The organism is Gilliamella sp. B3464, from assembly GCF_026536145.1.
Lineage (GTDB): Bacteria > Pseudomonadota > Gammaproteobacteria > Enterobacterales > Orbaceae > Gilliamella.
In genome coordinates, this window is record NZ_JAFNOQ010000005.1 from 121,164 (window position 1) to 134,254 (window position 13,091).

General features: G+C 34.5%; 13 protein-coding genes. 6 read left to right on the forward strand and 7 right to left on the reverse strand.

The features are described from left to right. The first annotated feature begins 23 nt into the window (after positions 1–23). Complete coding sequence (argE, locus tag J3U57_RS07380) at positions 24–1,187, forward strand: acetylornithine deacetylase (protein ID WP_267344164.1); 1,164 nt, start codon at positions 24–26, stop codon at positions 1,185–1,187. A gap of 45 nt (positions 1,188–1,232) precedes the next feature. On the opposite strand, the gene J3U57_RS07385 is transcribed toward argE, so the two are convergent. Then, entirely contained in the window at positions 1,233–1,580 is a 348-nt protein-coding gene (locus J3U57_RS07385; protein WP_267344097.1) for a winged helix-turn-helix transcriptional regulator, read from the reverse strand. 107 nt (positions 1,581–1,687) lie between these two features. Here J3U57_RS07385 and J3U57_RS07390 point away from each other — a divergent pair, with 107 nt between their 5' ends. Further along, entirely contained in the window at positions 1,688–2,248 is a 561-nt protein-coding gene (locus tag J3U57_RS07390) for an NAD(P)H-dependent oxidoreductase (RefSeq protein ID WP_267344096.1), read from the forward strand. A 253-nt stretch (positions 2,249–2,501) separates the two neighbouring features. Here J3U57_RS07390 and rnz read toward each other — a convergent pair whose 3' ends face one another. From rnz to J3U57_RS07405, 3 genes are all read right to left on the reverse strand, one after another. After that, positions 2,502–3,419, reverse strand: a complete 918-nt coding sequence (gene rnz, locus J3U57_RS07395) for a ribonuclease Z (protein WP_267344095.1) — start codon at positions 3,417–3,419, stop codon at positions 2,502–2,504. Between the two features lie 88 nt (positions 3,420–3,507). Continuing rightward, positions 3,508–3,927, reverse strand: coding sequence for a lysozyme inhibitor LprI family protein (locus J3U57_RS07400; protein ID WP_267344094.1), 420 nt, complete (start codon positions 3,925–3,927; stop codon positions 3,508–3,510). Positions 3,928–4,074: 147 nt separating this feature from the next. Continuing rightward, a complete protein-coding gene (locus J3U57_RS07405; protein WP_065633582.1) occupies positions 4,075–4,302 on the reverse strand; it encodes a YccJ family protein in 228 nt (75 codons plus the stop codon). Between the two features lie 75 nt (positions 4,303–4,377). On the opposite strand from J3U57_RS07405, the gene yaaA reads away from it, so the two are divergent. Together yaaA and J3U57_RS07415 are read left to right on the forward strand one after the other, a co-directional pair. Further along, entirely contained in the window at positions 4,378–5,148 is a 771-nt protein-coding gene (yaaA, locus tag J3U57_RS07410) for a peroxide stress protein YaaA (protein ID WP_267332870.1), read from the forward strand. A gap of 19 nt (positions 5,149–5,167) precedes the next feature. Continuing rightward, positions 5,168–6,121 carry an AEC family transporter gene (locus J3U57_RS07415; protein ID WP_267344093.1) on the forward strand — a complete coding sequence of 318 codons (954 nt, stop codon included), beginning with the start codon at positions 5,168–5,170 and terminating at the stop codon, positions 6,119–6,121. 5 nt (positions 6,122–6,126) lie between these two features. Here the strand turns inward: J3U57_RS07415 and J3U57_RS07420 are convergent, their stop codons facing one another. Then, positions 6,127–6,984 carry a carboxylate/amino acid/amine transporter gene (locus tag J3U57_RS07420; RefSeq protein WP_267332872.1) on the reverse strand — a complete coding sequence of 286 codons (858 nt, stop codon included), beginning with the start codon at positions 6,982–6,984 and terminating at the stop codon, positions 6,127–6,129. Between the two features lie 249 nt (positions 6,985–7,233). Here J3U57_RS07420 and J3U57_RS07425 point away from each other — a divergent pair, with 249 nt between their 5' ends. After that, positions 7,234–8,826 carry an ABC-F family ATPase gene (locus J3U57_RS07425; RefSeq protein ID WP_267332873.1) on the forward strand — a complete coding sequence of 531 codons (1,593 nt, stop codon included), beginning with the start codon at positions 7,234–7,236 and terminating at the stop codon, positions 8,824–8,826. Between the two features lie 67 nt (positions 8,827–8,893). Here the strand turns inward: J3U57_RS07425 and J3U57_RS07430 are convergent, their stop codons facing one another. Together J3U57_RS07430 and rhlE are read right to left on the reverse strand one after the other, a co-directional pair. Next, positions 8,894–9,235: a YggL family protein gene (locus tag J3U57_RS07430; protein ID WP_267344092.1), complete on the reverse strand. Its 342-nt coding sequence runs from the start codon at positions 9,233–9,235 to the stop codon at positions 8,894–8,896. Positions 9,236–9,261: 26 nt separating this feature from the next. Beyond that, positions 9,262–10,566, reverse strand: a complete 1,305-nt coding sequence (gene rhlE / locus J3U57_RS07435; RefSeq protein ID WP_267344091.1) for an ATP-dependent RNA helicase RhlE — start codon at positions 10,564–10,566, stop codon at positions 9,262–9,264. A 1,153-nt stretch (positions 10,567–11,719) separates the two neighbouring features. Here rhlE and J3U57_RS07440 point away from each other — a divergent pair. Then, positions 11,720–13,039 (forward strand): MATE family efflux transporter, encoded by a 1,320-nt coding sequence (locus J3U57_RS07440; RefSeq protein WP_267344090.1) that lies wholly within the window; start codon positions 11,720–11,722, stop codon positions 13,037–13,039. Positions 13,040–13,091 lie beyond the last annotated feature (52 nt).

The following is a 13,091-nucleotide window of genomic DNA, read 5'->3' on the forward strand; positions in this document are numbered from 1 at the left end:
ATTAAGATTTTTTTCACAAGGTGATTTTTATGACACTTCCTTCTTTTTTAACACTTTATAACGAACTTATTTCGACTCCAACCATTAGTAATGTAACCAATGCTAAATTAGATTATTCCAATAAACCACTCATAGATAAATTAGCCAATTGGTTTGAAGAGCTTGGATTTACTATCGAAATTCAAGCTGTCCCAAATACGCGTCATAAGTTTAATATGCTCGCAACGTATTCAAATAGTAACAATAAAACTCAAGGTGGCTTATTATTAAGTGGTCATAGTGATACAGTGCCATTTGATGATGGGCAATGGACAAAAGATCCATTCAAATTAACTGAAGAAAATAATAAGTTATATGGACTTGGTACCGCTGATATGAAAGGATTTTTTGCTTTCATTCTCGATGCTTTGCGAGATATTGATCTAAAAAAACTCACCAAACCAATTTATGTACTAGCCACCGCAGATGAAGAAACCTCAATGGCTGGTGCTTCATTTTTTGCTAAACAAACTCAATTAAAACCTGATTGCACAATTATTGGCGAACCCACATCATTAATTCCTATCCGAGCTCACAAAGGTTTTTTATCCAATTCAATTAAAGTTATTGGTAAGTCTGGGCACTCAAGCGATCCGGACAAAGGCATTAATGCAATTGAAGTAATGCATTTAGCTATTGAACGTCTATTAATCCTTAAACAAAAATTCAAAGAACAATATCATAATGATGGCTTTAGTGTGCCCTATCCTACCTTGAATTTAGGTGTGATTCATGGCGGTGATGCGGCTAATCGCATTTGTGGTTGTTGTGAATTAATTATTGATATTCGGGTATTACCAGATAATGATGTTGACACATTATATAATGCGCTATGTGAAGCATTACAACCCGTAATGGATAAATATCCCAATAGGCTTTCAATTGAATACGAAGTTGCGCCAATTCCGGGGTATGAATGTAAAAAAGATCACCCTGCATTGCAGCACATTGAAAATTTAGTGGGTCATCAAGCACAAACTGTCAATTACAGTACTGAAGCGCCTTATTTAAATCAAATTGCGCCAACCATAGTTTTAGGTCCTGGCTCGATTGAACAAGCTCATCAACCAGACGAGTTTATTTCAATGGACTTTATAAAACCAACAAAAGTAACGATTGAAAATTTGATTAAAGATTTTTGCATCTAACCATAGAAACACGCCGACTCCGTCGGCGAATAAAGTTATCTTGAATTATGTTAATGTGTCATTTTTATGGTTATTTCCCCATTGGCAAAGCATATCTAAAATCGGTACCAAAGACTTGCCTCGTTCTAATAACCCATATTCGACTTTAGGAGGAATTTGCGGATATTCTTTTCTGAAAATCAATTTATCCCTTTCCATCTCTTTTAAAGTATTACTTAGCGTTTTAAATGAAATGTCATTAATACTTCGTTTAAGTTCATTAAATCGCATTGATGGTTGATTTTCGTTTAACCAATAAAGAATAACAATCTTGTACTTGCCTCGAATCATTGAAAGTGTGTAATTAAATCCACTATTCTCAAAATGATCCTTGGCACAATGATGATTTTCCATGCTTACACTCTCCCTAACGATAGTACATAACTGTAATTACCGTACTTTAAAAATAATGGTATCAAGACTATTATGGCTCAATTATAAATAGATAAGAGATATTTACAATGAAACAGACTTTAGTGATTATTGCTCATCCAGATTTAGCTTCTTCAAAGGTTAACCGATGCTGGTTTAATAAATTAAATCAATATCATGATCAAATAACCCTACATGATCTTTATTCACACTATCCCTCTTATAAAATTGATCCGAGTTTCGAACAAAGCTTAATTGAAAATCATCAAAACTTAGTTATTCAATTTCCAATATATTGGTTTAATTGCCCGCCATTATTAAAACAGTGGCTCGATGAGGTTATGACTTATGGTTGGGCCTTTGGCTCTTCGGGAAATAAATTAAAAAATAAAAAAGTAGGATTAGCGGTTTCAGCGGGCATAAAAAAAGCTGACTACTGCGAATCGGGACAGTATAAATATACGCTCGAGCAAATTCTAAGACCATTTGAGTTAACAATGAATTATGTTCAAGCTGATTATCAGCCCCTTTTTGCGATTTATGGCGCGAATAATGAGCCAGACTACCCAGATAAAATTACACAAAACGATATCGAAAAAAGTGCAGACAATTATGTAATTTGGATGAAAAATTTAGGAATGCTAATTTAAATTATTTAATTAAAGTACATTCATGCCTATCATTAAATAAAGCTATTAACGGTTAAAAATATAACTTAAATTACCAACAATGTAGCGAATTTTTCATTGAAATTGGTACATATGATTCTATTTTTAAACAGAAAAATAAAACAACCAAGGCACATAAATAGTGTTTACAAATATTTAAGGTTTTTAGATCTAATTGCCCTTTATTACCAAATTGATGCAGTAGCGAACAATCCGGCAATAACGGTAAACCAGATTAAACTTGAAAAGTGGCAAAATCAGTCGCGATCTCACTATTCGTAAATACTGTTTTCGCTTCCTCCACTAATTTTTGATTATCTTTTGCGTTATAACGAGGGCTAATATGCGTTATGATTAGGCGTTTAGCGTTAGCTTGTTTTGCAATTGTGGCGGCATGAACAGTAGTTGAATGCCCACGCTCAAGGGCTTTCTCACTTAAGGCATCTTCCTGTGTAGCTTCATGCACCAGCAAATCAACATCGTTAGCCAATTCAACTGACGCATCACAAGGTATTGTATCACCTAAAATTGCCAGTTTTTTACCTTTTCGAATATCGCCTTGATAATCACGCCCATCAATTACTCGCCCATCTTCAAGCGTGACGGTTTTTCCTTCTTTCAAGGATGAGTAAAACGAACCAATATGAATCCCATCTTGCTGTAATTTATCAATATCTAACGTTGCAGGTAGATCTTTTTGGATTATTCGATAACCAAAACACGGTACACGATGTTGTAATAATTTAGCTTCAACGCAAAACCGATGATCGTCAAAAACAGTGCCATCCGCTTCTAATTCAATAATATTTAGTGGATAAGTTAACCAAGATTGACTGACTTCAATTACTGTCTCAATAAATCGCTTGATCCCTTTTGGAGCAATTAAAGTTAAAGGTGATTGATTCTGCAGTAAAGAACGACTGGTTAACACACCCGGTAAGCCAAACAGATGATCACCATGCAGGTGGGTTAAAAAAATCACCTCCAATTTAGCCAAGCTAAATTTCGCTTTTTGCATCTGCATTTGTGTGGCTTCACCACAATCAAAAAGCCAGAGTCGCCCTCGTTCTTGCCTAACATCTAGCATAATACTACTAACATTACGTTCAGCCGTTGGTGAGCCGGCACTGGTGCCTAAAAAGGTTATGTTCATAAAATCTATCTATTATTTTTGTTTTTGTACTCAATATAAGAATAGCTCAACTGTTGGCTATTCAACTATTTATTATAGTAACCTTGGTTTATTTATTTTTTAAATTCAGATCAGAAAGTTCATGACCAAGGTGATCGGCTTGGCGATAATTAAGTTTGGTTACACAAGTTAAACGCCGCATTTCAAGTGCATTAGTTATTGCACCACCGCCTAAAGATTTGAAATATTGGCAATGTACATCACGATAATGAGCAAACGCTTCGTTAGATAGAGTCAATTTGCGTTTAGCTAAAAGCGTAAACTGCTCATCGTCATCCCATTTTGAAAGTAAATTAAAAGCGTTTTGCTCCGCCTGCTGTAAAGCAAGTTGGCTTTGTTTAGCCTGTTTTTGTAAACACACTAATCGATCTGATTGTGAAAAAGCCTCACACTCGTCAAGCTGGGCTATCATTTTATCGGCCAAGTCAGTAGTTGTAGAGGCAAAGATACCAAAGGATGATAAATTCAATGTTAACACTACAATTAACGTAACTATTCTCATTTTTGATTATTTATCATCACATACCTAACATATTGTTCATATCTGATAATGAAGGTACAGCATCAATTGATTTATGCAATCTTATTGATGAATAACGATATTGATGATGAGATATTAAATATTTTTTCGCTCAATAGTCTGCTCACCCCAAAATAGCTTGTCTGCTTTAGTTTTAGAAAAAGCAAGTTTTAAAACCTCATCACTCCCTTCTGACCAAATTTGTTCAGCTAACTTTTCATCGTGATTGGCTAATTCAAAAATAGCTTCTGCAATTTCAATTGAAGTTTCACGAACACTAGCCCACGCACGAATTTCATGTATATCTTTTTTAATTAAATTCATCTTATTGCTCCTTCTTTGATAAGATTATGTGTAAAATAAACCTAAATCAGACAAAATTCAATAGGTGATGAATATATGCTTACAGTTATCTCCCCTGCAAAAACACTTGATTATCAAAGTCCACTTATTACCAAACAAAATACTTTACCGCAATTTTTACATCAATCAGAAAAACTCATTATGGATTGTAAAAAATTGAACGTTGAAGATTTGTCTAAATTAATGGCTATAAGTTCTAACTTAGCTGAAGTTAATTATGAACGTTTTCAAAATTGGCATAGTGATTTTAATCTTGAAAATGCAAGGCAAGCTATTTTGGCATTTAAAGGCGATGTTTACGAAGGACTTCATGTTCAGGATTTTAATGAGAAAGAGTTACAATTTGCTCAGTCTCATTTAAGAATTTTGTCGGGACTGTACGGTATCTTAAGGCCGCTTGATTTAATTCAACCTTACCGCCTCGAAATGGGAATTCGCTTAAAAAATGGTAAAAATACCAATCTTTACCAATTTTGGGGTGAACAATTAACTGAGAGCCTAAATAAAGAATTAGCTAAAACACCAAAACCAACGTTACTCAACTTAGCATCAAATGAATATTTTAAAGCGATCAAACCAAAACAATTAAAAGCAACAATTATTCAACCCGTTTTTTTAGATAAAAGCAAAGATGAATATAAAGTGATCAGCTTTTATGCTAAAAAAGCACGTGGATTAATGAGTCGCTTTATTATAAAAAATAGCATTGATAACAGCGAGGATATTAAAAATTTTAATTTGGAAGGCTATCAGTTTGATGCCAAACGTTCAACTGAATTAGAATGGTACTTCACGCGAAAGCATTAACTTAATGTAGAATGATCAAATGGAATTCCTTTTTACCTTATGGTTACAATTTTTAGCAACGCTGCCTCTATTTATTTTAATTTTATTGGGTTACTTAGCCATTAAATTGGGTAAATGGCAAAAAACAGTGACTGATAGCTTAACCAAATTTACATTTTATATAGCGTTTCCAATTATGCTATTTCAGATAATGAGTCATTTTTCTGAGCACTCGCATATTGATATTAAGCTATTATTAGTCTTTTTTGGTGGTACATTTATAGTGTTTGCTATTGGTTGCGTTATTGCATCTAAATTATTTAAATTAAATGGCAGTGAAAGTACGATGTTTGCAATGGGCGGCATTTACACAAATACGGTTTTTGTCGGCATCCCCATTATTAAAATGTTGTTAGGCGATAGTGCTATCCCAATCGTTGCCATCATTGTTATATTTAATGCATTAATTTTATGGACATTGGCTAGTGTATCGATTGAATTTGTCCAAATAGGTAAACTATCGTTTAAGAGCATACTGCAAGCGTTTAAAAAAGTATCAAAAAACCCTATCATTATCGGCATTTTTTTTGGTCTTATTGTAAATTACTCTGGAATTCCTTTGCCAAAATTTATTAACCAATCAAGCCAAATGGTTAGCGATATGACTGCACCACTTTCGCTAATCGTATTAGGCATGGGGCTTGCCGAATATAAGCTTCGCGATAATATTTTGATTACGACAGCAATCTGTACATTAAAATTAGCGGTGTTACCCATTGTTACCTATATTTTAGGTAAACTCATTGGGCTACCAACTTTAGAATTACAAGTCGTTGTGCTATTAAGTTCTGTGTCGATTGCCATCAATTGTTATATGATGGCAAGGCAATTTGCTGTATTACAAGGTCCAATTGCTTCAAGTTTGTTGATATCAACGGCATTATCATCCATGACAACACCGTTAATTCTATCCATAATGTTACAGCTTGCTTAAAAAAATTAATTTGCCTCTAATTTTTTGAATTTATGATGCAAAATCAAAGCAAAAACAATAACGACACTACCTAGTGAAAAACGGCCCCAATCAATCGATTGATGCCAAATAACAACATTCACTAAAATACCTGTTGGTATAACCACATTATTCATAATGGCTAAGGTGCCAGAATCGACTTTTGTCGCACCATAATTCCATAAAAAATAGCATAACCCCGATGCCACAACTCCAAGCCATACAATAATCCACCATTGTATGCTACTCGTCGGCAATTTAGATGAATTGCCAAATATTAACCAGCCAATACTTGCAACTATAATCGCGCCTAAATAGACCCACGCAAAAGCGTGATGTTGCGGCAGTGGATAGAGTTCCATGATTCGTTTATAACCAACCTGCCCTAATGCAAACACAATATTCGCGCCTTGAATCAATAAAAATCCAATAATAAATTGACTACTAATATGATCATAACGAATTATTGCTGCACCAATAACAGCAATAACAGCCGTTAATAAATACGACAGTCTTAACCGATGGCGCTGCAATAAATCATAAATAATTGTGACATAAATAGGGGTAGTAATAGTAAAGAGTAATACTTCTGGGACTGAAATATATTGGAAAGAATTATAATAAAAAAAATACATAATGCCCAATTGACATGCGCCAACCCCCATTAACGATACCATCTGTTTTGGCAAAATATTTTTGATACGAAAAAAAGGAATAAAAGTAACAAATGCTAAAAGTACACGCATTACCACAGCAAACCAAGTATCCACTTGTCCACTTAAATAAATGCCAATAAAACTGAAAGAAAACGACCAGACAATTGTCACAATAATAAGATATAGCATAATTAATCTAAAGTAATAATGATCAGGCAGGCATGGTATCAATCCGTGCCTTGAATGTAAACAGAATTTAAACTTAAATGTTTACCATCATTGACCACATTAAATAACCAATAAAAGGGAGATATAAAACACTAAACAATAATCCTCAATAACGATTAATTATGGCATAATGTGCGCCAAATTATATTTTGGCTATTTTACAACATGGCTTTGAGCAAAATAGCCTTAACAATTCGAGAGTATAAATAAGTGTTAAGTACAAATAACATCACAATGCAATTTGGCAGTAAACCTTTATTTGAAAACATTTCTGTTAAGTTTGGTAATGGTAATCGCTATGGTCTTATTGGTGCCAATGGTAGTGGTAAATCGACTTTTATGAAGATTATTGGTGGTGATTTAGTTCCAACTTCAGGTAATGTTGCTTTAGATCCACATGAAAGACTAGGTAAATTGCGTCAAGATCAGTTCGCCTTTGAAACATTCACGGTTCTTGATACTGTCATTATGGGCCATACTGAACTGTGGCAAATTAAACAAGAGCGTGATCGCATCTACGCTCTGCCCGAAATGAGTGAAGAAGATGGTTTTAAAGTTGCCGATTTAGAAACGCAGTATGCCGAAATGGATGGTTACAGTGCTGAAGCTCGCGCAGGCGAATTATTATTGGGCGTTGGTATTCCCATTGAACAACATTATGGATTAATGAGTGAGATAGCACCAGGTTGGAAGTTAAGAGTCCTTTTAGCACAAGCACTGTTTTCTAATCCCGATATTTTATTATTAGATGAACCAACCAATAACCTTGATATTGACACTATCCGTTGGTTAGAAGATACCCTTAATGAACGTGAAAGTACCATGATTATTATTTCGCATGATCGCCATTTTCTCAATATGGTTTGTACCCATATGGCAGACTTGGATTATGGTGAATTGCGTATCTATCCAGGTAATTACGATGATTACATGACGGCATCAACGCAAGCCAGAGAGCGTTTATTAGCCGATAATGCCAAAAAGAAAGCACAAATTAATGAATTACAATCGTTTGTTAGTCGCTTTAGTGCTAACGCATCAAAATCAAAACAAGCGACATCACGCGCAAAGCAGATTGAAAAAATTAAATTAGAAGAAGTTAAAGCTTCTAGTCGGCAAAATCCATTTATCCGTTTTGAGCAAGATAAAAAATTATTCCGTAATGCACTTGTCGTTGAAAATCTCACCAAAGGATTTGATAACGGACCACTATTTAAAGATCTTAATTTAATGGTTGAGGTCGGTGAAAAAGTGGCTATTTTGGGGACTAATGGTATTGGTAAATCAACCTTACTTAAAACGTTAATGGGCGAACTAACACCTGAATCAGGTGATATTAAATGGTCAGAAAATGCCAATATTGGTTATTATGCCCAAGATCATGAATATGAATTTGAAGAAGACTTAACGGTATTTGACTGGATGAGTCAATGGAAACAACCAACCGATGATGAACAAGCGGTTCGAAGTATTTTAGGGCGTTTACTATTTTCACAAGATGATATAAAGAAACAAGTTAAAGTATTATCTGGCGGTGAAAAAGGTCGTATGCTATTTGGTAAATTAATGATGCAACGTCCAAATATCATTGTCATGGACGAACCAACCAATCATCTTGATATGGAATCGATTGAATCGTTAAATATGGCATTAGAGCTTTATCAAGGAACGCTATTTTTTGTTTCGCATGACCGTGAATTTGTTAGCTCACTTGCAACTCGTATTATCGAAATCACCCCAGAAAAAGTGATTGATTATACCGGTAATTATGAAGATTACTTGCGTAGCCAAGGGATTGAATAATAATATTGTTTCATTAATAAAAAATAGCCACGTTAGTGGCTATTTTATTATTTATCGAATTAAATGATTAAAAATCTAGTTCATCCCACCAAATATCAATCAATTCACTAGTTTTGACATTTTTTAAACCATGGTTTTCAAGCCATTTAGTGACAACGTCACGGTTCTCTTCGGTACAATTACCCAATTTTTGCGTACAAATGATACCTTGCCAACTTAAATACCCACTGCCTTCGTAGGCCAAACCATTTGCTTGTATCGCTTCAATGATAAATTGATCGACAATAGAATCGATGGTTTCTTCACTCGTCCCTTCGTCAAAAGACCAACTGACAGTAAAACCTAACTCTTTAAACTCTTCAATATGTAATTTTTTTCTTAAACGACGACTGCGATTAACTTTAGCCATAATAATATCCTTCTACTTTAGAAAATTTAGTGAGTTTTAGAATATGTATGATGGCTAGATTGCGTCATACTATTCTGATTATTTTTTGAAGTTCGCGTTTGATTAACACGTCTTCTTTTTGCCGGAACCTGTTTTGCTGTCACTTTTTTTACGGGTTCGGCTTTAATTCGAGGATCGACTTCGAATCCCTGAGTAAAAATTTCTGGAATGGTTTTTTTAATCAATTTCTCAATTGATTTTAATTGAGCAAGCTCATCAATACAAACTAATGATATCGCCTGCCCCTGATTTTGAGCTCGTCCTGTTCTACCAATTCGATGCACATAATCTTCTGCCACTTGAGGTAATTCATAATTAACAACATAAGGCAATAATTCAATATCTAAACCTCTGGCCGCGATATCGGTAGCAACCAGCGCTCGTATTTGTCCCGACTTAAAGTCCGCTAAGGCTTTGGTTCTTGCTCCTTGACTTTTGTTACCATGAATTGCCGAAGCTTTAATACCATCTTTGGTGAGCTGTTCAGCAAGATGATTAGCACCATATTTCGTCCGGGTAAAAATTAACACCTGCTGCCATTGATTTTTGCCAATCAAATAAGAAAGAAGTTCACGTTTACGGCGTTTATCAACTCGATGAATATATTGAGTAATTTGTTCTGATGCACTATTAGTTTTGGCTACAGCGATCGATTCGGGTGAATGCAAAAGCGTATTGGCTAATGATTTAATTTCATCCGAAAATGTCGCTGAAAACAATAAATTTTGACGTTTTTTTGGTAACTTTGCGATCACACGACGGATATCATGAATAAAGCCCATATCAAGCATACGGTCAGCTTCGTCCAGAACTAATATTTTAACGGTTGAAAGGTCAACTGCATTTTGCTGAACTAAATCTAATAATCGTCCGGGTGTGGCGATTAAAATATCTACACCACCGCGAAGTTTCATCATTTGTGGATTGATACTTACCCCACCAAACACTACTAATGATCGAACAGCTAGATAGCGACTATAGTCACGAATATTTTCCCCAATTTGCGCAGCAAGTTCACGAGTTGGTGCTAAGATCAAGGCATATAAAGGACGTTTGCCCCTTTTCGGTTCAGATCGATTATTTGTTTTTGCTTGCTGTTCGACTAATTTCTGCAAAATCGGTAAGCCAAAACCTGCCGTCTTACCCGTACCAGTTTGAGCACTGGCCATTAAATCTTTACCTGACAATATTACCGGAATAGCTTGTTGTTGGATAGGGGTCGGATCGGTATAGTTCTGTTCTTCAATAGCTTGTAAAATCTTGGCATCTAAGCCAAGAGAGTCAAATGACATGAAAGGATTCCTAAATAAACGTAAAAAATGAATTATTCATGTGTATTATAAAGCAATTCAATATTAAATGTTTGATTATTTAACCATGCATTAAGGAAAACCTAACACGGTTTAGCTTTCACGGCTTATATCAGGAACAATTCTTTTTTCTCAATTGAAATTAGATAGATAAATCAAAACGAGATAGAACTAGTCCTTTTTTATTCAATAGTAGACTAGTAAAAAGGACAGTAATTCAATGCTCAAGTCTATTTTTTTGTTTATACGTCAAGTAAAGACTTTTAAAAAGTTTAATGAGAAGTAGGACAAAATAACCTATAACGCCCAGGCAGAAATGAAAAGGTATGACTAAAGCGAAAGCTAAAACATCCAAACCAACACTTAGCATTGAAAGCACAAATAAAGCAAGAAAAAAAGCGATGAAACAAACGACTAATCCGTAAAACAACCCAATATAAGAAGAAAAACGATCATGATCAGGTAAAATAATTATATCAAATAGTATAGAACAAAATAAAAGAAGCTGGATTAATAACATCGTGCACACCAATACCAACTCAATACTCAATAAATAATCAGGGCAACGAGAGTCCATATTTAATACGTAAATAATGAACAAAACATTTATGCCATAAAGTAAAAAAAACAGAGATAATAAAACTAAATTTCGATTTCTAACCAGTTTTTCCATATATCATTTATCCTTGAAGCTTGGATTTTAATTTCACACTTTTATACGATTGCAATTGAATGTTAATATTGTAAAGTGATTAAAAACCATCCTTGTTATAGGTAATTTTATATAACTTATTACTCTAAAACTAGCCGTTTAACTAACGTAAAATATTTAGGATAATTGTCAAAGCACATTGGTTTAAATTATATTTTTGTTTATCAATTCGTTGACAAAATGCGTGGCGGCCCAATTACAGCGTATTTGTATTGTTCGCATAAACGCAAATTTTATCGTTATTGACCGATTTATAAAAACAATTACATTTAACCAGTAGCTTTATTTCGCTGATTTAACGACAATTACCTATCTATATGATCGAGTACTGTTTTTTATCAAGGACAAATTGTTGAACAATTAGGTGATGTTAACATGCGTATTTTAAACAACTTCTAGAATCTATATTAGGTTTCTGAATTTATGACAATACAATCAAACAGCCAGCTTAGTTTTAAAGATTATTTAGCATTGGTTATTCCTTTTATCATTGCAACTATCACAACCCCATTATTAGGTGTGGTCGATACCGCTTTAGTCGGTCATCTATCTAATCCAGCATTTATTGCTGGTATAGCGGTTGGTGCAGTTATCTTTAATACGCTATATTGGTTGTTTGGCTTTTTACGTGTGAGTACCACAGGATTTGCAGCTCAAGCATTAAACGATCCACGATTACTGCGCTCTTCGCTGATCCGTCCCCTGTTTATTGCTATTGTGTTGGGCATATTATTTATTATTTTTCAGCAATTCATTTTTAGCGTGTCGATGCAAGTCATCAAACCTAATCATGAGGTTAGACATTATGCCGATATTTATTTTTCGATTTTAATTTGGGGTGCGCCGTTTGTACTCATCAATTATGTCCTTGTTGGTTGGTTAATGGGGATATCAAAAATAAAAGCTGTACTGTTTTTGCAGGTGTTAATTAATGTGCTCAATATTCTTATGGCAGCCATTTTGGTATGGGGGTTTCATTTCGATATTCAAGGCGTGGCGTTGGCAACGTTCAGTGCGCAAGTGATTTGTACGTTGTTAGGGATCGGATTTATTGTTCGCTATTTACCCCAATCACACCAAAAAACTGATTTGAAATCGGTTTTTTCTTGGCAATCATTGAAAGAAGTCATGTTGGTTAATACCAATTTAATGATTCGAACTATTTGCCTGTTGGTAGTTACCAATCATTTTATTTCAATTGGTTCAAGTTTTAGTACTAACGTGTTAGCAGCCAATGCGGTATTGTTTCAAATTCATTATTTAATGGCATATTTATTTGATGGTTTTGCTAATGCGTCAAGTGTGTTTAGTGGTAAAGCTAAAGGAACCAAAGATATAGTCCTATACAATCAAACCTTACGTTGGTCACTACAAGCATGTATTATTTGCCCTGTAATTTTAATTACAATTTGGTTTGCGTTAGATACCACCATAATAAAATTATTAACCAATCAAACCGACATTATTGATCTTTGCCTCCAATATCAATTATGGTTAATCATTTTCCCGATTGTCGTCGCGGGTGGATTGATCTATTATGGCGTTTTTTCGGGAATTAGTTATACCTCTGCTATTCGAGATTCCATGATTCTTGCCCTTTTACTTTGGTTGATTGCTCAATCTATTTTTGTGCCAATTTGGGGAAATAATGGTTTGTGGTTTTCCTATATTTTGTTCAGTTTAGGGCGCACCTTATTTCTAGTGATTTGGATTAATCGATCGAAACAATATCTTATGCGTTGATTTAAACAGACCAGCAGCAAATGGATTTTATTGGTTGCCTACAGGTAAATAT